Origin of the sequence: Exiguobacterium sp. s129 (assembly GCF_018617585.1) — a bacterium.
Lineage (GTDB): Bacteria > Bacillota > Bacilli > Exiguobacteriales > Exiguobacteriaceae > Exiguobacterium > Exiguobacterium aestuarii_A.
Genome location: NZ_JACSKL010000011.1, coordinates 14,139 through 38,908 on the forward strand (window position 1 = coordinate 14,139; position 24,770 = coordinate 38,908).

Consider the following 24,770-nt stretch of genomic DNA (forward strand, 5'->3'; position numbering starts at 1 on the left):
TGACGTGGCGGACTGGATTTCAAGCCAACTGGCAAGACTCGATATTCCGACACCGTTCGAAGTTGGAAACGTGAACGTATATATCGTTGAACATAAGAATCGCTTTTTTATGGTCGACTGTGGACCAGATACGGAAGAAGCGTGGACTTCATTGAATCGGCAACTTGAAGAGCTTGAACTATCGTTGTCTGACATCGACTTTTTATTTTTGACGCATCATCATGCCGACCATGCGGGGCAGGCGTGGCGACTTCGTGATGCCTCGATTCCGGTGTATGGGCACGAGAAGCTCGTTCGATACTTAGAACAAACCCCGAATTTTCTAAAAAGGGGCAACCACTTTTTACATGAATTGGCGCTCTCATTTGGAGCACCGGCGCCACTCGTGGAAAAATTGCCAGACTATCGGGAAGCATTACGTTGGATTGGGCCGACGACCGTCACCATGACGTTTAGTGACGGACAAGCTGTGACACCGGACGGGGCGTGGCAAACGATTCATTTGCCGGGACATGCGAGTGACCAGCTCGGATTGATCGGTCCTGGAAGCGTTTTGATTGCGGGAGATCACTTGATTGATAAGGTCGAACCAAATCCACTCATTGAACAACCGTATGAGGATGAAGGGTTTGCCTCACCGGTTATTCTCTACATCGATTCACTTAAAAAGTTGCGTGGAATCGATTTGAAACTTGTCGTCAGTGGACATGGTGAACCGATTCATCATCCGAACGATTTGATTGAGAACCGGATCCGACAACGGTATGAACGCAGTGAACAATTGCTCGCTGAATGGGAAGATGGACTCAGTGTCTTTGATTGGTCGATGAAATTATATGGGAGAAAGATGCGAAGTGGTATGCCACTCGTCTTTAGCGAGGTGTTCGCACGACTCAGTTTACTCGAAGAGCGTGGCGACATCGAGAGACGCCGAGATGACCAAAAATGGATTTATACAAAGAAAGAAGCGATGTCATGAAACGGGTAGTCATTACAGGTGCGTCAAGCGGACTCGGTGCCGCATTGGCGCATTCTTTTTATGAAAAAGGATATAGCGTGTTATTGATTGGAAGAAATGAAGAACGTTTGAAAACCATTGCGACCACATGTGAGGGAGAATGGATATGCGCGGACGTCACGAAGGCGGATGCTCTTGTCGATGATGTGATCGAGCGATTTGGGAAGTTTGACGTTTGGGTCAATAATGCAGGAATGGCTGAATTTGATTTCGTGACCGATCAATCGACTGATGTGATGGAAGAGACGATGCATGTGAATGCCGTCGCTCCGATGTTGTTGTCGAGAAACGCTGCCAGAGTGTTAGGACGTGGAGGTGTCATCATCAACATTTGTTCGCAAGCTGCGAAAGTTCCGACACCGAAATCAGCCGTTTACGCAGGGTCGAAGGCGGCACTTCTACAGTTCTCTAACGCCCTACGACTCGAGTTGAAGCCGCATGGGGTCCATGTCATGACTGTCAATCCGGGACCGATTGCCACCCCGTTCTTTGATCGAGCCGACAAGAGTGGTACATATGCCCAAAGCGTTAAGGGAATCATGCTCGATCCGAAACGATTGGCCGATGCGATTGTCAGAGGGAGTTTGACGCGTAAACGCGAAATAAATGCACCGTGGTGGATGAATATCGGTGCGAATGTGTATGCAATCTGCCCAAATATGTTCGAAATGCTCGCAAAACGGGGATTTGAGAAAAAGTAAAAAAGGGGGAGAACGATGAAGAAATGGAGAGTATTGCTCGCAACGTTTATGCTCACTTTCGTTGCAGCATGTGGGAATGAAGAGGCGGTTGAGTTTTCGGACTCATTCGAAGCTGCGGCTGAGTCAGCGAACGGGTCGACCGTCAACTTATATATGTGGGGTGGGGACGAGGGAATTAACAGCTATATTGATGACTACGTGGCACCCCGGCTTGAGGAATCTTACGATGTCGAATTAAATCGTGTCGCGATGGATACGGCAGAATTCGTACGTCAGCTATCGCTCGACAAAAAAGCGGACAGACAAGTCGGAACAATCGACGTCGTCTGGATTAACGGCGACAATTTCCGAAATGCGAAAGAAGCAGGACTCCTTCGGGATGGACTGATGGAGCGTGTCCCAAATGCCACGTTATTAAATGAAACGGCTCAACAATCAGATGCCGGTACACCGACAGATGACTTGGAACTCGCTTGGGGAAATGTACAGTTTATCTTGCATTACGATGCAGCGAAAGTAGACAATCCTCCAGAATCGTTTGAGCAATTACGTCGCTGGACCGAAGACAACCCAGGTCGTTTCACGTATCCTGAAGTCACAGATTTCACTGGAAATGCTTTTGTCCGTCATCTTTTATATGAGCGCTACGGTGACGAATTGAACAATAATGCGACCGTTGAAGAGTCGTTCTGGGATGATTTGAAAGCATGGTCCCCGAATTTATGGAAAGAAGGACAGACGTATCCGAAGACGCTTGAACAACTCGATCAACTCTATGCATCAGGGGAAGTTTGGATGACGATGGGCTTCAATGAACGTCGAGCAGAAGCGGAAGTGATGGAAGGCATTTTCCCGAAAGAGACACATGCACTTCTCTTAGATCACTCGATTGCCTCGACGCACTTTTTGGCGATCCCCTTCAATTCACCAAATCCAGATGGGGCGCTCGTTCTCATTCAAGAACTGTTGTCGCCAGAAGCTCAGCTCGTGAAACAAGGTCCTGATTATTGGGGAGATGGGACGTCACTCGATTTGACAAAACTTGACGCAAACGACCAACAAGCCTTCGAAGAGCTAGGAGACGGCGTGACGTATCCGAATCCGGAACAGTTACTCGAACGGTCGATTCCAGATTACGGACCGAACATCATTGATGTCGTACGCGAGGAGTGGCCGCGTGTTGCGAAGTAGTGTCGCGTTAACGATTCTCGTATCTTTTTTGCCTCTCGCTGCCCTCCTTTTTCTAGGAATGGAGGCGCAAGGGACGGATTGGGGCGCACTGTTGACAGACGAAACGTGGCGAGATAGTTTGTTCGCAACGCTTTATGTCGTCAGTGTGTCAACCATCCTATCACTCTTCTTCGGAACGTGGGTTGCACGGACGGTTGTAAAAAAAAGATGGCGATTCACATCGACTGTCTTGAAAATCCCAATGTTCGTCCCTCACATCGCAGCGGCGTATTTGTTTTGGCTATTATTTAGTGGGTCCAATGGTTTTGGTGGGATTGAGGCGAACGAGCGAGATTATGTGACGGTCATCCTGACATACATATGGAAGGAGACGCCGTTCGTCTTTTTAATGATGCTCGGGACGTATGAACAATTGAATCGCAGTTACGTAGAAACGGCGAAAACGCTACAACTTTCTCCCTTTGCACAATTCAAACATGCAGAGTTCCCGTTCTTGATTAAACCGTTGCTCGACTCGACCTGGATCTTAATCGCTTTTATTTCATTTGCGTATGAGGTTCCGGCACTGCTCGGTGTGACCTATCCAAAACTAATCGGTGTCCTCGCTTACGAACGACTCTCTACGGGACTCTATTTGGAGGCGACAGAACCGTATGCTGTCGCCCTTATTTGGACATGTCTTGTCGGATTCGGTGTATTCGTTTCTTACGTGATGACCGCATCTGTTCGTCGACGGATTGAACGGGGGGTGAGGCGATGATTCGTCAAGGATTCATCTTACTTATTGCGTTATTCCCGTTCGTCAGTTTATTTTTAGTCGCTCCGTCAATGGAAATCGGGAATGTTGAGTCCATTGTTCATACGGTTGGATTAACCATTATTCTATCCGGAATCAATGTGTGGCTCGCGACGACATTTGCCTGGTGGCTCTTATGGACAGAATCGAGATGGAAAAGTGTCATAGAATGGCTTGTGTTTTTACCGTTGTTCATTCCGATGCTTGCCACACTGTTTGGGCTTTACCTGATTTTAGCGGAAGTTGGGCTAATCGGGACGTATGTCGGAGTCATACTTGCCTTGCTCGTCGTGACGATTCCATATTCAATCCGTCTCGCTTATAACGGAATGGCGGTCATCGGTCGTCCACTTTTAGAACAGGCACGACTATTGCCGATGAGTCGACGAGTCGTCTATGTGCTATATCCGCTCTTCTCGAGAATGATGCGGACCATCGCGTTATTCACGACCGTCATTTTACTCAGTCAATTCGCACTCATTCAGCTGATCGGTGCAGGATTGATCCCGACGGTGACGACAGAATTGTATCAATCTTATGCGGGAAACAATAGGAGTCTCGCGCTCTCGAACACATGGATGCTCATTTTATTCCCCGTAGTCATCTATTTCTTGCTTTCCGGATGGAATCGATGGATGGTGCGTATGCTGAAAGGACGTTTGCAATGAGTTTGAATGTACACGATTTACGTAAACAATTTGGATCAAGACAAATACTGGACGGTGTTGATTTTAAAGTCGCACCTCATGACATTCATGCAATCGTCGGGGTGAGCGGCTCAGGGAAATCAACAATTCTCCGAATCATCGCAGGTCTCGAGACGGCTGATGGAGGTGATGTGTGGTGGAATCATCGATCCTTACACAACATTCCTGCCCATAAACGTCGCGTGACGATGCTATCGCAGACTGCATTGTTGTTTCCACATCTGACGGTAGGGGAGAACGTCACACTCGCGACACGTGGGCGTTCACGTAAACAAGCAGAACATTGGTTACAAGTCGTTCGCCTCACTGACCGGTACGATGCTGAAATACACGAACTATCGGGTGGCGAACAGCAACGTGTTAGCCTTGCCCGGGCTCTAGCAGCAGAACCGGAACTTCTGTTGTTGGATGAACCGTTCACAAACCTTGACCCGAAGCTAAAACTTGATTTGCAACGTTTCATCCGTGACTTAGTCAAAGAGCTCGGCCTCACGGCAGTATTGGTCACCCATGACCGAGAAGAGGCGATGCTCATGGCAGATCGAGTGACACTGCTTGAAGCTGGCAAGGTGACGCAGACAGGGACCGCAGAGGAGTTATATGACTCCGCACCTGGATTCGGAGACTTTGTCATGCTCGATGGCAAACTTCGACCATTGTCCGAGGTGGAAATATCCGAAACGATTGGTGAATCGGTGCAATTGATGAAGAAAATTTATCGGTTCGGTCAGTGCTTTGGAGAATATCATTTCGAGGATGGGAGGTCGGTCATGTTACCGACGCATGAATGGTTTCAAATCGGAATGACATATCGAATCAAACGAAAGGAGGAATACCATGCTTGATACGTACGGGAGTCGTTACGTCCAACCTGTCATTGAACGGGGGGCAAATCGACTGCTCAAATGGAACTTTACACCGAATGAAGTAACCATTTTAGGCGGAATCATAGGGGTTTCGACAGGAATCTTTATTTATAATGACATGCACTGGACGGCCGTTATCTTATTGTGGCTATCTGGTTTGTTTGATGTCTTGGATGGAACGATGGCACGAAAATCCAAAACGACTGGTTTTGGAACGGTGCTCGACCTCGTCTTAGACCGGTTCGTCGAATTATCGGTCGTGATTGCCCTCGCACTTCGCTATCCGGAATACATGCCAATCTTTCTCATATTGATTGGATCATTTGTCATTGCGATGACGCTATTTTTAGCTGTTGGTGCAAGTAGTTCAAGGCGATCAGAGAAGACATTTTATTATCAGCCTGGAATTATTGAACGAACGGAATGCTTCATCTTGTTCACGTTGATGATTCTCTTCCCAAACTGGGTCGGTGTGATTGCGCTTATCTTTTTAGTACTTGAAGTGATGACGATCACGCAACGATTCATCGAGGCGCGGAGAATTTTGCGATGAAACCAGTATTGGTGTTGGCAGGACTCGGTCACGGACAGCTTGAAATTTTGGACCGTCTTGATGAGATTCGTGAACATTATGATGTTCGCTATATTGGAGGGCGACAGACGGTGTATACAGGTGCCTTCCCACAAGTGATTGCTGGATTCATGAACTCCGCGACAGTCAAATTGCCTCGACTTGAACCGGTCGCAGAACGGGTTATCTCGATTGACCCTCATCAGCAGACCGTACAAACGGAAAAAGGGGCGATTCACTACGATCAACTAGTGCTGGCGACGGGTGCAAAAAGCAGAGGGATTGGGACACCTCTCAAACCGATGACGCAAGCTCTCCTAGAGCGCATTGATTCGAGTTCGGAAGTGACAATCGCTGGAGGAGGCAAAGCCGGGGTAGAATTGGCGTTTACATGCGCTCGGACGAAAAATGTGACGCTCTATGCAAAACGGATCTTGCCAGAGGCGCCGGCTCACACCCAAAAACAAATCGAACGTCTTTTAGTGAAGTCAGGCATCATGGTCGTAAAACGACAGCTTCAAGATGACGCATCAGAAGGATTCTTGTTAGATGCGACTGGCGTCGTCCCGGTTGAATGGTGGGCTGAATCCGGGCTTGCAAAACCTGACAATTTTATAGACACGGATGAATATTTACGTCATCATCAGTTTACAAATATATATATAACAGGAGATATGGCATCCTGCTTAAATGGAGGCGTCGATGCTGTCAAATCGGGGCGCTTTGTTGCCAAGCGGTTACTCGGTGAGACGAGTCAACCATTTCGAAGACGTCAATCGATGAATATACTATTGACGACACCAGGTCGTGCCTTGCTGACATTTGGACAGTTCACGTGGCATGGACGACTTCCGTATTACGTGAAGCGTTTCATTGACTCGCGATATGTTCGGCACTACAAGTAGTCGGATGTCTAAATCTTCATTCGCTCGGCAAATAGCCAATCACTTCATTCGATTCTGATTCAACGAGCACTTGTGGAGTCTCGACCGTGCGCTGTGAATCAGAAGGAAACGTGACGAGCCAGGCCCTTGACCCTTCAAAGCGTGAATCAATTAATTCAAAACGATTGTCGACTGTGATGGATTGAATCGTGGCCTGTTTGCCATCTTCGTCGGTTGGTAGCCAATCCATATTGTTTAGATATTCAATTGCATGATTTATGATGACTTTCTCATCATCCGGTGGTATAGCTGATGAGGTGGATGATTGTGTACAGCCGACTAACATGAAGATAGTGAAACAAAGTGCGGTAAAAAGGCGAGTTCGAATCATGATCATTCTCCTTTCCTGTTTGGTTATTTCTTACAGTATAGACGAGGATGACATAAGCGTGTACAAAAAAATCCTGCAGCCGATAGGTCTGCAGGAATCAGGTTATGCTTGAATCGTATCGAGGAATGAACGAATTTGCATCTCCGTCTTGGCGTTTGCCGAGTGGAGGTGTTCTTGTTTTACCCCGTCTTTATAATAGAGAAGTGAAGGGATGCCGCGAACTTCTTGAGCATCAGATAATTCTGGTAGTTCGTCGCGGTCGACGACATGCCAGTTAAACTGTGGATAGTCTTTGACGAGCTCGTCGACATACATGTCGAGACGTTTGCAGTCCGGGCACCATGACGTGGTGAAGACTACCATTCCATGATCTTTTGTGGCTTCGTCAAATTGTTGTGATGAATGAATCGGTTGCATAGACAACTCTCCTTTCTTCTATCTATTTTGTCGGGTTTTAAACGAGTCGTCAACAGATTGGCATTCTCGAATCCATAGAAGAATGTGATACACTTATAAAAATAGCATGATAAGGAAAAGGTGATGGATATGGCGTTACGTCACGCATTGCTCGGGTTATTGACCCATCAGCCTGCGACCGGGTATGCCCTGAACGCAACGTTCAAGGCGCAGATGATTCATTTTTGGAACGCACACCATACACAGATTTATCGGGAACTGTTAAAGATGGAAGAAGATGACCTTGTCTCAGCGGAGCATATTTCGCAACAGGAGTTGCCAGATAAGAAAATCTACTCGATCACGGATCAAGGACGTGAGGAGTTGATCAACTGGCTGCGTCAACCGACAACGTTTCAACCAAAAATGAAAGATGAGAACCTATTGCGAGTCAGTTTGCTTCAATTGCTTCCGGTCGAAGAAGCGGTCCGATATATCGAAGAGACAAAAGCCCATCACGAACAAGTTGCCCAACAAATTCGGATGTTTCAAGAAGAACATCAATCAGATGAAGATACGCTCGGCTATTTATTGACGAGTGAATATGCGATTCGGATGATGGAAAACTATGCCGGATGGGCAGACTGGGCAATCGAACAGATTAAAGCGCGCAATGAAAAACACGTGACCTGAAACAGTTCAGGTCACGTGTTTTGTATAAGGATGAATCGGCAGACGGGCGAGTAGGCGGTCAAGCGCATCTTCATCGATTTCAGTCTCGAACGCGCGAATTGTCTCGTTCAATTGCTTCACTGAAGAGGCGCCCGGTAAGACGATGTCACAGAAACGCTTAGCGGCTTCGAGTGCATACGCCTGAATCGGATTAGGCATCATCGCCAATTCACTGGCAAGTTCCTCTTTTCGCCATGCCTCAAATCCTTTATCCCCGAGTCGTGTCTCCCATTCATCCGTTAGTAATCCTTTGGCAAGAACACCACGACCTACGATCGGAATCGACAATTCAAGCGTCTCTGGTCGTCGATCAAGAAGGGAATACGGCGTCATGAGCACATCGAGAGCTCCGGAAGCGACCCAATGTTTGATGACGTTCGGTCGAATCGATGAGAGTCCGATTTGTCGGATGAGACCATCACGCTTCTGTTTTTGCGCCCATTCAATCGTTGCATCGAGGTCGTCCTCGAGCGTACCGCCGTGAATATAATATAAATCAAGATAATCGGTTTGTAATCGTTCGAGCGATCCGTGTAACGCTTCCTCTAAGTACGACGGATTAGGATTCCAACGCATCCCGTCTTCAGTCAGTTCGTTTCCACCTTTACTCGCTAAAAAGAGTTGTTTTCGTTCCTGACCTAACGTTTCCCCGATTACGCGCTCGACAGCTTGTCGTGCATAGACATCTGCTGTATCAATATGACGAATCCCTGATTGAATGGCCATCTCCAGGATCTTCTTCGCCTCAATCTCCCCATGTTTCAAAATCGTCATCGTTCCGAGTCCGAGTTCACTCATATGGATTCCTCCTTGTTCGAAATGTTGGTTTGACTCATAATCAGAGTATATCGAAAAGTGAGGAGTAATCATATGGAAGAAAAAACGATTGAGCGGGAAGTCATCTACGAAGGTAAGATTTTCGATGTGGAAAAGCATGTCGTCTCCCTTCCGAATGGAAACACGTCTGTGCGAGAACTCGTCTATCACAATGGTGCTGTTGCCGTGCTCGTCATCGATGAATCGGACAAAATTGTCATGGTAGAGCAGTATCGAAAAGCGTTTGAATCGATGTCGCTTGAAATCCCAGCAGGCAAACTTGAAAAAGGGGAAGAACCGGTATCGAGTGCCGAACGTGAGTTAGCTGAAGAGACCGGATATACGGCGGAGTCGCTCGAAAAGATTTTCTCTTTCTACGGAGCCCCAGGTTTTTGCAGTGAACGAGTCGATGTGTTTGTCGCGAAAGGATTATCAGCGGGTGAAATGAATCTTGACGAGGATGAGTTTTTAAACGTGAAACGATATTCTTTTGAAGAGGCGGTTGATTTGTTAGACAGAGGTGTCATCACCGATGCGAAGACAATCATGGCGATACAATGGTGGCAATTGTCTAGATTAAAATAATTCTAATCTGAAATTTTATATGGTAAACTTACATAGTAATGATTTTAAATTGAAAATTGATTAAAACTTCGGTATGCTTTGTGTAGTGAACTATGTAAAGAGGGGGCGCCTTATGGAAACGCGAATTGAACGAATTAAACAGCAATTGAGCGCCAAAGGATATAAATTGACACCGCAACGTGAATCAACGGTTCGCATCTTACTTGAGAATGAGAGTGACCATTTGAGTGCCGAGAACGTCTTTATGCTCGTCAAGAGCATCGCACCAGAAATCGGACTCGCAACGGTGTATCGCACACTTGAGTTATTGACTGAACTCGGTGTTGTCGATAAAGTCAACTTCGGTGACGGGGTTGCACGCTTTGATTTGCGTCCTGAAGGGGCGAATCATTCGCACCACCATCTCGTCTGTGTCGAATGCGGATCGGTTGAGGAAATCATGGAAGACTTGCTCGTCGATGTTGAGAAAAAAGTCGAGAGCAAATATGAATTTTTGATTAAAGACCATCGCTTGACGTTTCACGGCATCTGTAAAGTGTGCCAAGCAAAAGGCGTCACGCTCGAAGGTCATAAAGCAGTAATTAACGGATAACGATTACTTTAAACCATTCTTTCTATAAGGATGGTTTTTTCTAATGTTCTTTTAAAGAAAAGGCTCACTTAATCTTGTCACAAAAAAGTGAATAAAAAATGAGGTCAGACATCTTCACAACGGTTTACATAAGTGATATGCTGTAAGCGTATTCAGGTGAAACGAGGAAGGAGGAGGGTATGATGCGTTCGCATATCGAGTCATTTCTTCAGTACATGACGGTTGAAAAGCGGATGTCCGCTAACACAAGACAGGCGTATGCGAGCGACTTGACGCAGTACGCATCAACCTTAAACCAGCTGGGGGTGAAAGATTGGAACGACGTGACACGTTCTCATATCGTTAAGCATATCGAAGAACTGTCACAGGCGGGACGTGCTTCGTCCTCTTTGAGACGAGCTGTCAGTTCAATCCGGATGTTCCATCATCATCTAAAAATGACCGGGGTCACGACAACCGATCCATCTCTGTATCTAGAGACGCCGAAAGCAGAAAAGCAACTTCCGGATACTTGGTCGCAAGCGGAAGTCGAACGTCTCTTAGATAGCGTCCCGACATCCGACCCGCTCTCACTTCGGGACCGTGCGATGCTCGAGTTGCTTTACGGGACCGGAATGCGGGTCAGTGAACTTTTAGGTCTTGATTTGGATGATTTGCAGTTCGAATTGGGGTATCTACAATGTGAAGGGAAAGGCGAGCGCGCTCGAATCATTCCGGTTTCGTCGGTCGCGCAAGGGTTTGTTGAGCGATATATTCAACAAGCTCGAAACGGACTCGGCGGCAGAGAGACCGAAGCGCTCTTTTTAAACGGCAGAGGTGGACGGCTCAGTCGTCAAGGATTTTGGAAGATGATCAAACGACGTGCCAAGCTTGCAGGAATTGATAAGGAGATCACACCTCACGTTCTCCGTCATTCCTTTGCGACACACTTGCTCGAGAACGGCGCTGACTTACGTGCCATTCAACAAATGCTCGGTCATGCGGATTTAGCGACGACGCAAGTGTATACACACGTCAATAAGTCGCGGCTACATGATGTGTATCGCAAGCATCACCCTCGCGCCTAGACATTGAAAAGGAGGAATTTTTTGTGAAGAAGTTTAAACGTATTTTTTTAGTGGTCATGGACTCGGTCGGTATCGGTGAAGCACCGGATGCTGAACAGTTCGGTGACAAAGGGGCCGATACGCTCGGACATATCGCTCGTGAACATAACGGATTGAACATGCCAAATATGGGAAAACTCGGACTCGCGAACATTAAACCGATTCAAGGAATCGACGTGTCGGAAACGCCAAGCGCGTATGGTCGCATGGAAGAAATCTCGGCTGGTAAAGATACGATGACAGGACACTGGGAAATCATGGGTCTTCATATCGAGACGCCGTTCCGTGTCTTTGAAGAGTTCCCGGACGATTTGATTCATCGTCTAGAAGAGTTCAGTGGCCGTAAAATCATCGGAAACAAGCCGGCATCAGGTACGGCCATTCTAGATGAGCTCGGTGAAGAACATGTCGAGACAGGCGCGCTCATCGTTTATACATCTGCAGACTCGGTTCTACAGATCGCCGCGCACGAAGAGATTGTGCCAATCGACGAGTTGTACCGAATCTGTGAATACGCGCGTGAGATTACACGTGAAGACCCGTATATGCTCGGTCGCATTATCGCCCGTCCGTTCATCGGCACACCGGGTGCATGGGTACGTACGGCAAATCGTCATGACTACGCACTCAAACCTTTCGGTAAGACAGTCATGAATACGCTCGAAGAGGCTGGGAAAGATGTCATTGCTCTCGGGAAAATCAGTGATATCTACGACGGTGAAGGTGTGACGAAAGCGGTCCGTACGAAATCGAATATGGACGGGATGGACAAGTTGGTCGAATCACTCGAAGAAGATTTCGAAGGGCTTTGCTTCTTGAACTTGGTCGACTTTGACGCATTGTTCGGTCATCGTCGCGATCCAGAAGGCTACGCCGTCGCGCTTGAAGAATATGATGCCCGTTTACCTGAAGTGATGGAACGTCTCCGTGAAGACGACTTGCTCATCATCACGGCGGACCACGGGAATGACCCAGTACATGCTGGGACAGACCACACGCGTGAATTCGTACCGCTCATCGTGCATCACACTGGAGCGAAAGCAGTTGATCTAGGTATTCGAGGTACGTTCGCAGATATCGGTGCGACAGTAGCTGACAACTTTGACGTTGCGGCACCATCAAACGGAAAGAGTTTCTTAAACGAAATTTGAGGAGGCAATATTCATGGTAAATTGGAACGAAACAAAAGCGTTTTTGCAGGAGCGTATGGGCGATACACCAGAAATCGGACTTATTCTCGGGTCAGGTCTTGGGGTCCTCGCGGACGAAATTGAGAATCCGGTTGCAATCCCTTATGAGGAGATTCCACACTTCCCAGTATCAACCGTCGAAGGACATGCAGGACAACTCGTGTTCGGGGAACTTGAAGGAAAACGCGTCGTCGCGATGCAAGGACGGTTCCACTTCTATGAAGGATACTCGATGGAACAGGTGACATTCCCTGTTCGTGTCCTCAAATTGATTGGTGTCGAAACACTCATCGTCACGAATGCAGCGGGCGCGTGTAACGAGTCGTTCAACCCTGGTGATTTGATGATCATCACGGATCACATCAACTTCTTCGGGACAAGCCCACTTATCGGGAAGAATGCGAGTGAATTCGGGACTCGCTTCCCAGATATGTCAGAAGCGTACGATAAAGAACTCGTGAAATTGACAGAACGCGTCGCTTCTGACCTCGGACTCACTGTCCAAAAAGGGGTCTACTTCGGAAACACAGGCCCAACATACGAGACACCAGCAGAAGTAAAAATGGCACGTCTTCTCGGTGGTGACGTCGTCGGGATGTCGACGGTACCAGAAGTCATCGTCGCGCGTCACTCGGATATGCGCGTCCTCGGGATTTCGTGTGTCTCGAACATGGCGGCAGGGATTTTAGATCAACCACTCAACCATGAAGAAGTCATCGAGACGACGGAACGTGTCCGTCAAGACTTCCTTTCACTCGTGCGCGGCACGATTAAAAGCATGTAAGTAACTTATTTCTAGGAGGACGACAGTTATGCGTATGGTCGATTTGATTTTGAAAAAACGTAACGGTGGAGAATTGAACGAAGAGGAGATTCGCTTCGTCGTCGAAGGATTCACGAACGAAACGATTCCTGACTATCAGATGTCGGCATTGTCGATGGCCATCTATTTTAACGGGATGACTGAAAACGAGACGGCAGCCTTGACGATGGAAATGGTGAAGTCGGGCGATACGATCGATCTTTCGAACATCGAAGGGAAGAAAGTCGATAAGCACTCAACGGGCGGAGTCGGTGACAAGATCAGCTTGATCGTCGCACCACTCGTCGCGTCAATCGGGATCCCGGTCGCGAAAATGAGTGGCCGTGGTCTGGGTCATACGGGTGGTACGATTGATAAACTCGAATCGTTCCCAGGTTTTAACGTCGAATTGACGGAAGAACAATTCACGAAACAAGTAAACGACATTAAGATGTCGATTATCGGTCAGACGGGGAACTTGACGCCAGCTGACAAACGTCTTTATGCGCTACGTGATGTGACGGCTACCGTTGAGTCGATTCCACTCATCGCGAGTTCAATCATGTCGAAAAAGATCGCAGCAGGAGCTGACAGTATCGTCCTCGACGTCAAGACGGGTTCTGGTGCGTTCATGAAGTCGTTCGATGATGCGAAAGCACTCGCAGAAGAGATGGTCGCAATCGGGAAGAACGTCGGTCGTAAGACGGTCGCTGTCATCACCGACATGGACCAACCGCTCGGCTTTGAAATCGGGAACGCGAACGAAGTGAAAGAAGCTATTGAAGTCCTTTCAGGTAAGGAAGTAGAAGACTTGAAAACAATCGCGCTCACGATTGCAGGTCATATGGCTGTCCTCGGTGATTTCTATCCAACGTTTGACGAAGCATATGCAGACCTTGAAAAACGAATTGCTGACGGTCACGCCCTCGAGGTGTTCCGTAAGTTCGTCGAAGCACAAGGTGGGGACGCGTCGCTCGTCGATGACGTGACAAAATTACCACAAGCTTCATACGAGACGACATTCGTCGCAAAAGAAGCGGGTTATGTCGAGTCGATCATCGCAGACGAAGTCGGTGTCGCAGCGATGCTTCTCGGAGCAGGTCGTGCGACGAAAGAAGACAAGATCGACTTCGCGGCAGGCATCACGCTCGAGAAGAAAGTTGGCGACCGTGTCGAGGCGGGCGATGTGATTGCCGTACTCCGCTCGAACATGGAAGACATGTCTTCGGCTGTCGAACGTTTAGATCACGCGTATACAATCGGTGCGACGAAACCAGAAGCTCGACCACTCGTTCACGCTGTCATCCAATAAGGCAGAACGTCTGTTTCCACAAAAAAAGTGGAGACAGACGTGTTTTTTTGATAAGATGGGTAATGTGAGTGTAAAACAGCAGGATACATATTCAAATAAAGGGGTTGCTTGAAACATGAAAAAAGGTTCTATGAAACTTGAAAATGGCGAAATGATTGAATTTGATTTATTCCACAACGAGGCACCGATCACGGTCGAAAACTTCGAAAAACTTGCGAACAGCGGGTTCTACAACGGATTAACATTCCACCGTGTCATTCCTGGATTCGTCAGCCAAGGCGGTTGCCCGGATGGTACTGGAATGGGTGGTGCTGGTTATACGATTCCATGTGAGACATCGACTTCTTTCCCACACAAACACGAAGCGGGATCACTCTCGATGGCACACGCAGGACGTAACACAGGGTCTTCACAGTTCTTCATCGTCCACGAGCCACAACCACACTTGGATGGTGTCCATACAGTTTTCGGTAAAGTGACATCTGGTCTTGAACATGCCGTCAAACTTCGTCAAGGAACGAAGATGGCAGAAGTGAAGGTTTGGGACGAGAATTGATTTTTGCCTGAAGGTTATGGCACAATGAACCATGTCTCTCACGTCTTCACATCGTGAAACTTGAATGACTAAAGGTGGTGAACCCAGCGATGCTGGTCAAATATAAACGTTCTTATGAAAAGACGGCGATGGGTCTACTCGCATTCTCATGCAGTGACAAATCTCCGCTTAGCTTGCTTGAACTCGTCCGATCGTATGACGAGGAAGAGTCGAAGTTCCTCTATTTGTGGAAAGTCGGTGAAGACTTCGTCGGCATCATTGGAATGGAGCAGCAAGGAACGACGATGGTCATCGACCATATCGCCTTGTCGCCATCATTCCGTGGCGAGAAACGTTCTTACGAGCTTCTAGACGAGGTGAGAAACGTACTTCCACTTGATTTGACGTTAACCGGTACAGGCAAGACGGGCGATTTATTGGATAAATGGAATCAATTAGTCGTCTGATGACAAAAACCCCCGTAATCACGATCGTGATTACGGGGGTTTTACATATTGCATGGAGTAAATCACAAACCCTTTAAATGAGGTGGATTCATGAATCGAGTAACAATCGATGAACTGATCAATCGATTGGAGCAAGTGCTCAGGCAAGAACGAACGCGAGAAGAAATCTCTGACTGGGCATATCAGTGGATGGAACAGTATGAAAATATAGATGGATTTGATTGGACAGCTTCTGACGAGGTGGTTTGGCCCTGCTTACAAACAATCTATGGCATGGATTTACTTGAAACCCCTTCTGAATATTTACATGATCGGAGCGATCTCGAGAGTTGGGTGATGGAGTTTAAGAAGTTAAAAAATCATCATTGATCATGAAAAGGAGACTTCTTGAATCTTGACGTCAACTTCTTGCACGTTGCCTTTTTAATAGTGCCAACTCCCGTTCCGTGATGACCTCACTCCGGTCACGGTGAAGATGCTTGTGGACCAATTCCTCGAACGACAGGTCTGTCGATGGGAATGTCGGTTTTAGTGATTCGACCGTGTCACGAACATCCTGTTGTAAGGGGAGCTTCGTGTGTAACGGCCATTCATCAAGCTGTGCGATGAAGGAGTCGACATCCAGACCGAGCTCATGTAAATAGGGGGAAGCGATGTCCATCTTTCGACGTAAGAGTCGCAAGCTCTTTTTCGCGCCGATGAGATTGTCTCGTCGTAGATGATAGTGAATGACGGCGTATTGGATGAGTGCCGCATAGCCGTGATGACGACGTCCGTCTGCCTGCCACGCTTCTTCTAATACCTCATGACATTCGAAATAATCGGCATGACATTCAAAAAGCAACGTATAATGAATAAAAGGGGTCATGAATCATTTTTCTCCTTTCGTGTCCACGGTGTTATAAAACATGTTATACTAAAGCGCAAAAATGTAAAATGGCAGGTGTCTCTATGGAAGCCTATAACGTTAAAATCGATACGTTCGAAGGTCCACTCGACCTGTTGCTCCATTTGATCGGAAAAATGGAGATTGATATCGTCGACATTTCCGTGGCAGAAGTCACTGACCAGTATGTCGGCTATATTCGCACGATGCAAAAATTTGAACTCGACGTGGCCAGTGAATACTTGGTCATGGCGGCGACGTTGCTCCAGTTAAAGAGCAAGCAGTTGTTACCGCCTGTTCAGGTCGAGGATGAGGATGTTCCAGACTTTAGCGAAGAACCGACGCGTGAGGGACTCATTCGTCAATTGATCGAATACAAAGCATATAAAGAAGCAGTCGTTTTTATGCGTGAACAGGAAGAACATCGTCTTGAACTTTACACACGACCGGGAGAAGATTTGACGAACTACATGTCAGAGGAAGTGTCGAAGTACGACGGACCGCTGAACTTCTCAGACCTTCTTCATGCCTATTCTAAAATGATTGAACGGAAACGTTGGAAAGAACGACGCAAAAAGACGATTAAACGCGAAGAGCGAACGCTCGAGGAACAGATGACGAGACTTCATGAGCACGTTTCTTCTACGCGACAGACATCGTTTTTCGCCTTCTTTGTAGAACGACCGAACGTCTCAGATCTCGTCGTGACGTTTATGGCGCTTCTTGAGCTGATCAAGCTACGGGTCGTCGAAACGAAACAACTTGACCAAGACATTCAAATCTCGTTCATCGAATCATCAAAGAAAGGGGATGAAGCGGTTGCTGTCCTATGAAACGATTATCGAAGGATTGCTATTCGTCGTCGGGGACGAAGGGATGGAAGTCCGAGCGCTCGCAGAGACGCTCGACATCTCAGAGGCTGCTGCGCGAGAACAGCTCAGTAAGTTAGAAGCCTCGTTTAAAACATCGAACCGACCGTTCCAACTCATGGAATCGGCAGGTGTGTACAAACTTGTGACCGTTCCAGACGTGTCTCCCTACATTCAAAAATATGTCGGGACGATGGCGGAGCAGGCACTTTCACGCGCGGCGATGGAGACGCTCGTCATTATCGCCTATAAGCAGCCGGTCACGCGGGCGGACATCGAAGAGGTTCGCGGTGTCAAAGTGGAGCGAGTCATTCATACACTATTATCAAAAGGGTTAATCGAATCAGCCGGTCGTGCTAAAACAATTGGTCGTGCCAAGTTATATCGGACGACAGAGCATTTCCTCGACCACTTTGGATTTAATTCGCTCGAGGAATTACCACCATTAACATTTGAGGATGAACTGACAGACGAAGGCGATTTGTTCTTCGGTCAGGAATCACCGAAGCAAGAAGAGAGATTGGAGAAGGATTAATCATATGGAACGTTTGCAAAAAGTAATCGCACAAGCGGGGGTCGCCTCGCGTCGTAAAGCGGAAGAAATGATTTTGGATGGTCGCGTCCGCGTCAACGGAAAAGTGGTACGTGAACTCGGGACGAAAGTCGGACCGAAGTCAGAGATTGAGGTCGATGGCGTCAAAATCGAGCAAGAAGAGCATGTCTACTACGTGCTTTATAAACCGAGCGGCTATGTGTCGACGGTAGAAGACGATAAAGGACGTAAAGTGATCACGGATCTCGTGCCACCAGGGGCACGTGTTTTCCCGGTCGGACGTCTTGACTATAACACGACAGGACTCATCATCTTGACGAATGATGGAGAGTTCTCGAACATGATGACGCATCCGAAATATAAGATTCAAAAGCGCTATGTGGCAAAAGTGAAGAACATCCCTTCTTACTTGGCAATCAAGCAACTGGAGTCAGGTGTTCAGCTCGATGACGGATTCAAAACGGGTAGTGCGAAAGTGAAGATGAAGTCTGTCGACCAGAAAAAGAATACGGCCATCCTTGAGATCGTCATCTCGGAAGGACACAATCGTCAAATCCGTCGCATGGTCGAAGCAATCGGTTCTGAGGTCATCAAATTGAAGCGTGAACAGTTCGGTTTCTTGACGCTCGACGGTCTCAATACCGGCGACTGGCGTGAACTTTCACACAAAGAGATCAGCAAGCTTCGTGAACTCGCGAATCCGACGGTTCCACCTAAACCACGAGGCAAAAAGAAGAAAAAATAACAACAAAAAATCGTCCTGAAATAGGATGATTTTTTTGATTGTGTAAATTGTGTGACAAAAAAATGAAAAAAGTCTGTTAATGTGCGTTTTTAATGTTTTTTCAGTACAATAGCAACTGAAGGATGGTGTGAAAACGATGACAAAAGATCAAAAGAAAGACGACCGCATGGAACAAGCGGTCGCGAAAAAGAAAAAGAGGTCATTTTGGCGCTTAATGATTATGACGGTCGTTCTCTTTGCGGGAGCCATCACCGTCATGCAATTGTTCGACCAAGCCGGTAATGACGGACGCATCGAGGCAGGGGACGAGGCACCGAACTTCAAACTCGTCACACTCGATGGTTCAACCCTTTATGAACGTGACACATACGAAGGAAAAGGAATGCTTCTCAACTTCTGGGGTACATTCTGTGAACCTTGTAAGAAAGAAATGCCGGTCGTACAGGAAAATTACGCAACACTGCAAGACATGGGTGTCGATTTTTGGGCGGTAAACGTCGGTGAGACACCGCTACGCGTCGATAACTTCGTGAACGACCTCGGTGTCGGTCTCGATTATCCGATCTTGATGGACACGAAGAGTGAAGTCGAGAAGGCCTATGGCATTTATAACTTACCTGTCACATTCGTCATCGATGGTGAAGGAAACGTAATTGAAAAATATGAAGGTGAACTCACGAAAGAGAAATTGATGGAGCTAGCCGAGAAGTCATTGTAAGCGAACGGGGGACGCACAGATGCTAGATATGAAATACGAAGGCGCTGATTTACGGTCGAAGCGTCGTCCTAAATCGGTCATTGACCGGGTGTGGAACTTCTTCGCATCGGTCAAAGTGGGATTGTGGTTGATTGCGCTGATTATTGTCGGCTCGGCAATCGGCACGATTTTCCCTCAAGAAATGTACATCCCACAACAGTTACCTCCAGAGCAATATTACTTGGAGGAGTATGGGACGCCAGGTTCGATTTATTATGCGCTTGGATTCCATAACCTATATACATCTTGGTGGTATATCGGTCTCATCGTCATGTTGACGCTCTCGCTCATCGTCGTATCGATTGACCGTGGTGTCCCGCTCTATAAAGCGCTCAAGAATCAACCGGTTAGACGGACAGAGCGCTTTATGAAAGGACAACGCCTCTTCGGACAAGGCGAAGGAACAGACGCTCAGATTGACGAGATGGAAGTGTCGCTCAAGAAGAAACGGTATCAAGTCAAACGGGACGGAGATGCCTTGTTGGCTGAAAAACACCGTTTCGGTCGTTGGGGTCCATACGTGAACCACGTTGGTCTTGTCATCTTCTTCCTCGGGGCGATGCTCCGCGTGTTCCCGGCATTCCATACAGATACGCTTGAATGGGTGCGAGAAGGAGATACGGTCTCACTAGAGGCGACAAACGGGGAATACTATTTACGGAACGACCAGTTCATTCTTGAAATGTATGACCCGGAGAACAATGAGGAAGATGCGAAGTTCGCAGCTGCCATTGAAAAAGCCGGGGCTGTTCCGAAAAACTACGAGACGGAACTGACATTATTTAAGAAGACGGGAACGAACGAGGACGGATCGCCGCAACTCGAGCAAGTCGATGTCGGTTCGACGAAAGTCAACCACCCGTTTAAGTTCGAAAAATATGAAGTGTATCAAGAGCAATATTCAAGTCGACCGGAATTCTTGTCGATGTCGTTCATGCTTGCCGATAAACAGACAGGTGACGAGTATGGACCGTTCAAAGTCGACCTTGAAAATCCAGAAAAATCGTATGATTTAGAGGGTGTCACGGTCACGTTGAAAGACTTGTATCCTGATTTTGAGGTGAAGGATGGACAACCGAACACGAAATCACCACGTGCACTGAATCCGGCCTTCTTCTTCAATGTTGAATCACCAGAAGGAGAAATGGAATCAAACTTGATTGGTATTCGTCTCAACGTCGCCGATGAAGAAAACCGGTACGAGGTGAAATTTGCGGGCACAGAAATGGCAAGCACGAGCGGTCTTCGAGTGAAGAGTGACTCGACGTACCCGATTCTGATTGTCGGTGCGACAATCTTCATGATTGGAATTGTGATGGGTATGTATTGGCCACACCGCCGTGTCTGGATTCGTCGTCATGAAGATGAGGTACTCGTTGCAGGCTTTACGAACAAAAACCCGTCCTCGCTCCGTCGAGAGGTTTCGCCATTATTAGAACAGTCCGGTTTACCGATGTGGGAAGATCAGGCGAGATTTACTTCGAAGCCGGAGAACGAGTCAACAGATGAAAGAGGGGAATCTTGATGGAATGGATTGAATGGAGCAGCCGAATGCTGTTTATCGCATTCTTCCTATACGCGATCTCGACGGCTCTCTTTACGATTGCCGTTAGTGGTATGCGTAAGGATCGAAACGTCAACCGTGTCGCCTATGGGAAGTATGCCTTCATCTTGGCAATTATCGGATTTATCGCCCAAATGACATATTTCTTTATGCGTTGGGCAGGTGTCGGCTATGCGCCGGTATCAAACTTATATGAATATACGACGTTCTTCGGCATGATGATGGTGCTCGGGTTCCTCGTCGTATACGGGATTTACAAAAATGATGTACTCGGATTGTTCGCGATGCCAGTGGCGTTACTCGTCATTGCTTTCGCCTCGATGTTCTCGAGTGAGGTCGCACCGCTCATTCCGGCACTCAACAGTGTCTGGTTAAAAATCCACGTCACGACGGCAGCGCTCGGACAAGGGATTTTGGCCATCAGTTTTGCGTCAGGTCTCATTTTCTTATTGAATGAGACATCGATGAAAGAACAGTCTAAGTCACGGACGTGGCTTGAAGTGACGATGTTCGTTCTCATGTGTACACTCGGGTTCATCATCGTGTCGATGCTCTTCAAAGGAATCGGTGCCGGTGGAGTCGTCGAATTTACGAATGACCGCGGTCAAGTCGAGACGTATGAATACTTCATGCCAATCCTATTCGTACCAGAAGGGGCACAGCTCTTGTCAGGAGCGAGCGGTTTGTCACTTGAGTTGCCGAATTGGATCAATACACTCAAGTTGAACACGCTCATCTGGTCGGTCATCGGTGGTGTCGTGATTTACGCATTGCTTCGCTTCGTCATTTTGCGAAAACGCATCGCTGAAGCGCTTCAACCGCTTGCGAAAAAGGTCGACCTTGACCTTGCTGACGAAATCAGCTATCGCTCGGTCGCAATTGGATTGCCTGTCTTTATCCTCGGTGGTCTCATCTTTGCGATGATTTGGGCACAGATTGCGTGGAACCGTTTCTGGGGCTGGGATCCAAAGGAAGTATGGGCTCTCATTACGATGCTTATTTATATTTATTACTTGCATATGCGCATCCAGCGCGGGTGGACCGGAACGAAAGCGGCATGGTTATGTGTCGGTGGTTTTGCCATCATCATGTTCAACCTCGTCTTCGTCAACTTGGTCATCGCTGGTCTTCATTCATATGCATGACACAAAAGAAGTCACAATTGTGACTTCTTTTTCATTTGGTCCATCAAATCATCGTTGTGAAGCGAAATAATAGAGTGGTATAGTTATGGCAGGGAGTGGAATGTTCACAATTGTGCAACATTCGCTACAACTCGTAATGGGTCTTAGGAGGGTTTCTGGTATGGCTGAGAAAACGAAGATTTTAGTAGTCGACGACGAAGAGAGAATTCGCCGACTTTTGAAAATGTACTTAGAACGTGAACAGTATGTGATTGAAGAAGCGGTCAATGGAGAAGAGGCACTCGCTCTCGCTCTTGAAAACGAATACGACGTCATCTTACTTGATCTGATGATGCCGAAAATGGACGGAGTCGAAGTGTGTACAGAACTCCGGAAAACGAAAGCGACACCGGTCATCATGCTTACAGCGAAAGGTGAAGAGATTGATCGTGTTCAAGGATTTGAAGTCGGGGCGGACGATTACATCGTGAAACCGTTCAGTCCGCGTGAGGTCGTTCTTCGCGTCAAGGCACTCCTTCGTCGTTCTGGCTCGACTAAGTTTATGCAGACGAGTGAGAAATCAAAAGATTTGATCGTGTTCCCGCACTTGACGATTGACAATGATGCGCACCGTGTCACGGTCGACGGAGAAGAGATTGCCCTTACACCGAAAGAATATGAATTGCTGTTCTTCCTTGCGAAGCAGGTCGATAAAGTCTTTTCTCGTGAGCAGTTGTTGAAAGAAGTATGGAACTATGAATTTTTCGGAGACCTTCGGACCGTTGATACGCATGTGAAACGTCTTCGTGAGAAATTGAATCGCGTCTCACCCGATGCGGCTCATATGATCACGACTGTATGGGGTGTCGGGTACAAGTTCGAAGCTGCTAGTGAATGATGATTCGGCGAAACAGCATCGTCACGAAACTGTGGCTGACGATTCTCGTTTTGGTCAGCGTCATCTTATTCATCGTCTCGGTATTGATGCTTGAATTTTTCAACTCTTTTCACATCGACCAAGAACGTGGTCATCTCGCCAAACTTGGCGGACAGGTTCAGTCGGTGTTGTTGAATGAAGGTGACACGTCCCAGACGATTGATCAAATCATCGAAGTATATGGCGCGAACTATATTTTAGAAAATGGGACCACGCGCTCAAATTTCGGGAATCAAGTGGATGGGCTGATGGTTGAACTTGAACGTCAAGATTGGGAAACCTATCAGGCAGTCGGAGAGACGGCCATCGGTAATTTCTCTTCTTTTGATGACCAAGCTGCTCTTGCCTACCGGACGACGTTTTCGTTATCGACCGGACAATATACACTCTACTTACTTGAACCACTCGATGCGATTTCGAGTGCAAATGCTGGTGCACGAACAATCATTCATTGGACCGTTGCTTCCGCTATCATCGTGACGACCGTCTTCGCTTTCTTCTTATCGACACGGATCACGGCGCCGCTCCGAGCGATGCGAGATGCGGTCAATAAGACGGGGGAAGGTCAATTTGACTTGCGTCTTGAAACGAAGACTCGAGACGAGATCGGCGAACTCGCCGCCTCGTTCAACGCAATGAGTAGCCAGTTGGCGAAATATGTCGACGCGTTAGACCGAGAACGTCTGCAACTTGCCTCTATTCTTCGTTCGATGGCGGACGGTGTCATCACGCTCGACCGTCACGCAAACGTGATCGTCACTAATCCACAGGCTAGTCCATTGCTTCAAGACGGTCAGCCGCATGAAGTCGTACTGTCACTGTATGAAGAAGTGATGGAAGGGACGGCTGAGAAGACGATTGAAGTGAAACAAGATGACCGTTACTATACGTTGACGGTCACGCCGCTCATCGGGGAGGATGATTTCGAAGGAGCTGTCGTCGTCATTCGCGACACATCTGAAAGCCACCGTCTCGATAAGATGCGGACCGATTTCGTGGCGAATATTAGCCATGAACTTCGGACACCGCTCGTGACGCTACAAGGTTATTCAGAGGCAATCATCGACGGGATGACAGAAAGTGACGAGGCGACGAAAGAGTTTGCGTCAATCATTTATGACGAATCTCTTCGACTTGCGCGACTTGTCAACGACTTACTTGATTTGGCCCGCATCGAATCGGGTAAAGAAACGATGCATTTCAGTTCGTTCGACATCGGTGATTTCTTGCCACGTGTCATGAGAAAGTTCAATCAAATGGCATCTGAAAAAGAGATTCGATTACAGACGGACGTACCGCATCGACAGATTGAAGCAGACGGTGACCGACTCGAGCAAGTATTCACGAACTTGATCGGCAACGCGATTGCCCATACCGATTCAGGAGAGATTCGAATTGAGGCGACCGAGATGCCTGATGGGTTGCAGATTCGACTGTCCGACACAGGACACGGGATTCCGAAAGAGGACTTGCCGTTCGTGTTTGAGCGATTCTATAAAGCTGACAAAGCACGGACGAGCGGGTCGAAGACCGGTACCGGGATTGGTTTAGCCATCGTGAAAAATGTGATCGATGCCCACCATGGAACGGTCAGCGTATCGAGCACACTCGGTGTCGGAACGACGTTTGACATTTACTTACCATTTGAACAACCACATATCTCATAATGGTGACTCG

30 protein-coding genes are annotated in these 24,770 nt (G+C 47.6%); 26 read left to right on the forward strand and 4 right to left on the reverse strand.

Translation table 11 applies throughout. The features are described 5' to 3' along the window. Nucleotides 1-4 precede the first annotated feature (4 nt). The 8 genes from KNO92_RS11745 to KNO92_RS11780 are packed head-to-tail and all read left to right on the forward strand — an operon-like array spanning nucleotide 5 to nucleotide 6,755. Nucleotides 5-979 (forward strand): MBL fold metallo-hydrolase, encoded by a 975-nt coding sequence (locus tag KNO92_RS11745; protein WP_214761470.1) that lies wholly within the window; start codon nucleotides 5-7, stop codon nucleotides 977-979. After that, on the forward strand, nucleotides 976-1,719 hold the full coding sequence (locus tag KNO92_RS11750) for an SDR family NAD(P)-dependent oxidoreductase (RefSeq protein ID WP_214761472.1): 744 nt from the start codon (nucleotides 976-978) through the stop codon (nucleotides 1,717-1,719). The genes KNO92_RS11745 and KNO92_RS11750 overlap by 4 nt, the downstream gene beginning before the upstream one ends. Nucleotides 1,720-1,734: 15 nt before the next feature. Continuing rightward, entirely contained in the window at nucleotides 1,735-2,910 is a 1,176-nt protein-coding gene (locus KNO92_RS11755) for an ABC transporter substrate-binding protein (protein WP_214761474.1), read from the forward strand. Next, nucleotides 2,897-3,670, forward strand: a complete 774-nt coding sequence (locus KNO92_RS11760) for an ABC transporter permease (protein WP_214761476.1) — start codon at nucleotides 2,897-2,899, stop codon at nucleotides 3,668-3,670. The genes KNO92_RS11755 and KNO92_RS11760 overlap by 14 nt, the downstream gene beginning before the upstream one ends. Next, nucleotides 3,667-4,374, forward strand: coding sequence for an ABC transporter permease (locus tag KNO92_RS11765; RefSeq protein WP_214692833.1), 708 nt, complete (start codon nucleotides 3,667-3,669; stop codon nucleotides 4,372-4,374). Before KNO92_RS11760 ends, KNO92_RS11765 begins: the two co-directional genes overlap by 4 nt. Further along, nucleotides 4,371-5,258: an ABC transporter ATP-binding protein gene (locus KNO92_RS11770; protein WP_214761478.1), complete on the forward strand. Its 888-nt coding sequence runs from the start codon at nucleotides 4,371-4,373 to the stop codon at nucleotides 5,256-5,258. The genes KNO92_RS11765 and KNO92_RS11770 overlap by 4 nt, the downstream gene beginning before the upstream one ends. After that, on the forward strand, nucleotides 5,251-5,832 hold the full coding sequence (locus KNO92_RS11775) for a CDP-alcohol phosphatidyltransferase family protein (protein WP_214692829.1): 582 nt from the start codon (nucleotides 5,251-5,253) through the stop codon (nucleotides 5,830-5,832). Before KNO92_RS11770 ends, KNO92_RS11775 begins: the two co-directional genes overlap by 8 nt. Continuing rightward, nucleotides 5,829-6,755 carry an NAD(P)/FAD-dependent oxidoreductase gene (locus tag KNO92_RS11780; protein ID WP_214692827.1) on the forward strand — a complete coding sequence of 309 codons (927 nt, stop codon included), beginning with the start codon at nucleotides 5,829-5,831 and terminating at the stop codon, nucleotides 6,753-6,755. The genes KNO92_RS11775 and KNO92_RS11780 overlap by 4 nt, the downstream gene beginning before the upstream one ends. Before the next feature lie 16 nt (nucleotides 6,756-6,771). On the opposite strand, the gene KNO92_RS11785 is transcribed toward KNO92_RS11780, so the two are convergent. Both KNO92_RS11785 and KNO92_RS11790 read right to left on the reverse strand, forming a co-directional pair. Continuing rightward, complete coding sequence (locus KNO92_RS11785; RefSeq protein ID WP_214761479.1) at nucleotides 6,772-7,125, reverse strand: outer membrane protein assembly factor BamD; 354 nt, start codon at nucleotides 7,123-7,125, stop codon at nucleotides 6,772-6,774. 102 nt (nucleotides 7,126-7,227) lie between these two features. Continuing rightward, nucleotides 7,228-7,542: a thioredoxin family protein gene (locus KNO92_RS11790; RefSeq protein ID WP_012726511.1), complete on the reverse strand. Its 315-nt coding sequence runs from the start codon at nucleotides 7,540-7,542 to the stop codon at nucleotides 7,228-7,230. A gap of 129 nt (nucleotides 7,543-7,671) precedes the next feature. Here KNO92_RS11790 and KNO92_RS11795 point away from each other — a divergent pair, with 129 nt between their 5' ends. Continuing rightward, nucleotides 7,672-8,214, forward strand: a complete 543-nt coding sequence (locus KNO92_RS11795) for a PadR family transcriptional regulator (RefSeq protein ID WP_214692816.1) — start codon at nucleotides 7,672-7,674, stop codon at nucleotides 8,212-8,214. Nucleotides 8,215-8,220: 6 nt separating this feature from the next. Here the strand turns inward: KNO92_RS11795 and KNO92_RS11800 are convergent, their stop codons facing one another. Beyond that, nucleotides 8,221-9,051 (reverse strand): aldo/keto reductase, encoded by an 831-nt coding sequence (locus KNO92_RS11800; protein WP_214761481.1) that lies wholly within the window; start codon nucleotides 9,049-9,051, stop codon nucleotides 8,221-8,223. A gap of 72 nt (nucleotides 9,052-9,123) precedes the next feature. Between KNO92_RS11800 and KNO92_RS11805 the strand changes: the two genes are divergently transcribed. From KNO92_RS11805 to KNO92_RS11845, 9 genes are all read left to right on the forward strand, one after another. Further along, nucleotides 9,124-9,654 carry an NUDIX hydrolase gene (locus KNO92_RS11805; RefSeq protein WP_214692812.1) on the forward strand — a complete coding sequence of 177 codons (531 nt, stop codon included), beginning with the start codon at nucleotides 9,124-9,126 and terminating at the stop codon, nucleotides 9,652-9,654. 112 nt (nucleotides 9,655-9,766) lie between these two features. Then, a complete protein-coding gene (gene fur / locus KNO92_RS11810; protein ID WP_012726507.1) occupies nucleotides 9,767-10,246 on the forward strand; it encodes a ferric iron uptake transcriptional regulator in 480 nt (159 codons plus the stop codon). Nucleotides 10,247-10,428: 182 nt separating this feature from the next. Beyond that, a complete protein-coding gene (gene xerD, locus KNO92_RS11815) occupies nucleotides 10,429-11,313 on the forward strand; it encodes a site-specific tyrosine recombinase XerD (protein WP_214761483.1) in 885 nt (294 codons plus the stop codon). A gap of 23 nt (nucleotides 11,314-11,336) precedes the next feature. Then, nucleotides 11,337-12,503 (forward strand): phosphopentomutase, encoded by a 1,167-nt coding sequence (gene deoB / locus KNO92_RS11820; protein ID WP_214761485.1) that lies wholly within the window; start codon nucleotides 11,337-11,339, stop codon nucleotides 12,501-12,503. Between the two features lie 13 nt (nucleotides 12,504-12,516). Beyond that, nucleotides 12,517-13,326, forward strand: a complete 810-nt coding sequence (locus KNO92_RS11825; RefSeq protein WP_214748190.1) for a purine-nucleoside phosphorylase — start codon at nucleotides 12,517-12,519, stop codon at nucleotides 13,324-13,326. A 28-nt stretch (nucleotides 13,327-13,354) separates the two neighbouring features. Beyond that, on the forward strand, nucleotides 13,355-14,656 hold the full coding sequence (locus tag KNO92_RS11830; RefSeq protein ID WP_074033239.1) for a pyrimidine-nucleoside phosphorylase: 1,302 nt from the start codon (nucleotides 13,355-13,357) through the stop codon (nucleotides 14,654-14,656). A gap of 115 nt (nucleotides 14,657-14,771) precedes the next feature. Continuing rightward, nucleotides 14,772-15,212: a peptidylprolyl isomerase gene (locus KNO92_RS11835; protein ID WP_074033238.1), complete on the forward strand. Its 441-nt coding sequence runs from the start codon at nucleotides 14,772-14,774 to the stop codon at nucleotides 15,210-15,212. 89 nt (nucleotides 15,213-15,301) lie between these two features. After that, nucleotides 15,302-15,658: a GCN5 family acetyltransferase gene (locus KNO92_RS11840; RefSeq protein ID WP_031423428.1), complete on the forward strand. Its 357-nt coding sequence runs from the start codon at nucleotides 15,302-15,304 to the stop codon at nucleotides 15,656-15,658. A gap of 90 nt (nucleotides 15,659-15,748) precedes the next feature. After that, on the forward strand, nucleotides 15,749-16,027 hold the full coding sequence (locus KNO92_RS11845) for a hypothetical protein (RefSeq protein WP_214761487.1): 279 nt from the start codon (nucleotides 15,749-15,751) through the stop codon (nucleotides 16,025-16,027). A gap of 31 nt (nucleotides 16,028-16,058) precedes the next feature. Here the strand turns inward: KNO92_RS11845 and KNO92_RS11850 are convergent, their stop codons facing one another. Continuing rightward, entirely contained in the window at nucleotides 16,059-16,526 is a 468-nt protein-coding gene (locus tag KNO92_RS11850) for a DUF309 domain-containing protein (RefSeq protein ID WP_214692805.1), read from the reverse strand. An 83-nt stretch (nucleotides 16,527-16,609) separates the two neighbouring features. Between KNO92_RS11850 and KNO92_RS11855 the strand changes: the two genes are divergently transcribed. The 8 genes from KNO92_RS11855 to KNO92_RS11890 all read left to right on the forward strand — a co-directional run bounded on the left by KNO92_RS11855 (nucleotide 16,610) and on the right by KNO92_RS11890 (nucleotide 24,760). After that, entirely contained in the window at nucleotides 16,610-17,377 is a 768-nt protein-coding gene (locus tag KNO92_RS11855) for a segregation/condensation protein A (protein ID WP_214692804.1), read from the forward strand. Next, nucleotides 17,355-17,948: an SMC-Scp complex subunit ScpB gene (gene scpB / locus KNO92_RS11860; protein WP_074033229.1), complete on the forward strand. Its 594-nt coding sequence runs from the start codon at nucleotides 17,355-17,357 to the stop codon at nucleotides 17,946-17,948. Before KNO92_RS11855 ends, scpB begins: the two co-directional genes overlap by 23 nt. A 4-nt stretch (nucleotides 17,949-17,952) precedes the next feature. Next, nucleotides 17,953-18,711, forward strand: coding sequence for a pseudouridine synthase (locus KNO92_RS11865; protein WP_074033228.1), 759 nt, complete (start codon nucleotides 17,953-17,955; stop codon nucleotides 18,709-18,711). 136 nt (nucleotides 18,712-18,847) lie between these two features. Next, complete coding sequence (locus tag KNO92_RS11870) at nucleotides 18,848-19,429, forward strand: redoxin domain-containing protein (RefSeq protein WP_214692802.1); 582 nt, start codon at nucleotides 18,848-18,850, stop codon at nucleotides 19,427-19,429. 19 nt (nucleotides 19,430-19,448) lie between these two features. Then, a complete protein-coding gene (resB, locus tag KNO92_RS11875) occupies nucleotides 19,449-20,993 on the forward strand; it encodes a cytochrome c biogenesis protein ResB (protein ID WP_214761489.1) in 1,545 nt (514 codons plus the stop codon). Further along, nucleotides 20,993-22,177: a c-type cytochrome biogenesis protein CcsB gene (gene ccsB / locus KNO92_RS11880; protein ID WP_214761491.1), complete on the forward strand. Its 1,185-nt coding sequence runs from the start codon at nucleotides 20,993-20,995 to the stop codon at nucleotides 22,175-22,177. Before resB ends, ccsB begins: the two co-directional genes overlap by 1 nt. Before the next feature lie 160 nt (nucleotides 22,178-22,337). Beyond that, nucleotides 22,338-23,054 carry a response regulator transcription factor gene (locus KNO92_RS11885; protein WP_026825821.1) on the forward strand — a complete coding sequence of 239 codons (717 nt, stop codon included), beginning with the start codon at nucleotides 22,338-22,340 and terminating at the stop codon, nucleotides 23,052-23,054. Beyond that, a complete protein-coding gene (locus KNO92_RS11890) occupies nucleotides 23,051-24,760 on the forward strand; it encodes an ATP-binding protein (protein WP_214761493.1) in 1,710 nt (569 codons plus the stop codon). Before KNO92_RS11885 ends, KNO92_RS11890 begins: the two co-directional genes overlap by 4 nt. The last annotated feature ends 10 nt before the right edge of the window (nucleotides 24,761-24,770 follow it).

Bases quoted from the DNA above. Each gene is read 5' to 3' on its own strand.
- xerD (WP_214761483.1), top strand. From the start codon at position 10,429: ATGCGTTCGCATATCGAGTCATTTCTTCAGTACATGACGGTTGAAAAG.
- KNO92_RS11785 (WP_214761479.1), bottom strand. From the start codon at position 7,125: ATGATTCGAACTCGCCTTTTTACCGCACTTTGTTTCACTATCTTCATG.
- KNO92_RS11750 (WP_214761472.1), top strand. From the start codon at position 976: ATGAAACGGGTAGTCATTACAGGTGCGTCAAGCGGACTCGGTGCCGCA.
- KNO92_RS11770 (WP_214761478.1), top strand. From the start codon at position 4,371: ATGAGTTTGAATGTACACGATTTACGTAAACAATTTGGATCAAGACAA.
- KNO92_RS11890 (WP_214761493.1), top strand. From the start codon at position 23,051: ATGATGATTCGGCGAAACAGCATCGTCACGAAACTGTGGCTGACGATT.
- fur (WP_012726507.1), top strand. From the start codon at position 9,767: ATGGAAACGCGAATTGAACGAATTAAACAGCAATTGAGCGCCAAAGGA.
- KNO92_RS11780 (WP_214692827.1), top strand. From the start codon at position 5,829: ATGAAACCAGTATTGGTGTTGGCAGGACTCGGTCACGGACAGCTTGAA.
- KNO92_RS11855 (WP_214692804.1), top strand. From the start codon at position 16,610: ATGGAAGCCTATAACGTTAAAATCGATACGTTCGAAGGTCCACTCGAC.
- KNO92_RS11835 (WP_074033238.1), top strand. From the start codon at position 14,772: ATGAAAAAAGGTTCTATGAAACTTGAAAATGGCGAAATGATTGAATTT.
- KNO92_RS11825 (WP_214748190.1), top strand. From the start codon at position 12,517: ATGGTAAATTGGAACGAAACAAAAGCGTTTTTGCAGGAGCGTATGGGC.
- KNO92_RS11795 (WP_214692816.1), top strand. From the start codon at position 7,672: ATGGCGTTACGTCACGCATTGCTCGGGTTATTGACCCATCAGCCTGCG.
- resB (WP_214761489.1), top strand. From the start codon at position 19,449: ATGCTAGATATGAAATACGAAGGCGCTGATTTACGGTCGAAGCGTCGT.
- KNO92_RS11885 (WP_026825821.1), top strand. From the start codon at position 22,338: ATGGCTGAGAAAACGAAGATTTTAGTAGTCGACGACGAAGAGAGAATT.
- scpB (WP_074033229.1), top strand. From the start codon at position 17,355: ATGAAGCGGTTGCTGTCCTATGAAACGATTATCGAAGGATTGCTATTC.
- KNO92_RS11755 (WP_214761474.1), top strand. From the start codon at position 1,735: ATGAAGAAATGGAGAGTATTGCTCGCAACGTTTATGCTCACTTTCGTT.
- KNO92_RS11805 (WP_214692812.1), top strand. From the start codon at position 9,124: ATGGAAGAAAAAACGATTGAGCGGGAAGTCATCTACGAAGGTAAGATT.
- KNO92_RS11850 (WP_214692805.1), bottom strand. From the start codon at position 16,526: ATGACCCCTTTTATTCATTATACGTTGCTTTTTGAATGTCATGCCGAT.
- KNO92_RS11765 (WP_214692833.1), top strand. From the start codon at position 3,667: ATGATTCGTCAAGGATTCATCTTACTTATTGCGTTATTCCCGTTCGTC.
- KNO92_RS11775 (WP_214692829.1), top strand. From the start codon at position 5,251: ATGCTTGATACGTACGGGAGTCGTTACGTCCAACCTGTCATTGAACGG.
- KNO92_RS11865 (WP_074033228.1), top strand. From the start codon at position 17,953: ATGGAACGTTTGCAAAAAGTAATCGCACAAGCGGGGGTCGCCTCGCGT.
- KNO92_RS11830 (WP_074033239.1), top strand. From the start codon at position 13,355: ATGCGTATGGTCGATTTGATTTTGAAAAAACGTAACGGTGGAGAATTG.
- KNO92_RS11870 (WP_214692802.1), top strand. From the start codon at position 18,848: ATGACAAAAGATCAAAAGAAAGACGACCGCATGGAACAAGCGGTCGCG.
- KNO92_RS11845 (WP_214761487.1), top strand. From the start codon at position 15,749: ATGAATCGAGTAACAATCGATGAACTGATCAATCGATTGGAGCAAGTG.
- KNO92_RS11840 (WP_031423428.1), top strand. From the start codon at position 15,302: ATGCTGGTCAAATATAAACGTTCTTATGAAAAGACGGCGATGGGTCTA.
- KNO92_RS11790 (WP_012726511.1), bottom strand. From the start codon at position 7,542: ATGCAACCGATTCATTCATCACAACAATTTGACGAAGCCACAAAAGAT.
- KNO92_RS11800 (WP_214761481.1), bottom strand. From the start codon at position 9,051: ATGAGTGAACTCGGACTCGGAACGATGACGATTTTGAAACATGGGGAG.
- ccsB (WP_214761491.1), top strand. From the start codon at position 20,993: ATGGAATGGATTGAATGGAGCAGCCGAATGCTGTTTATCGCATTCTTC.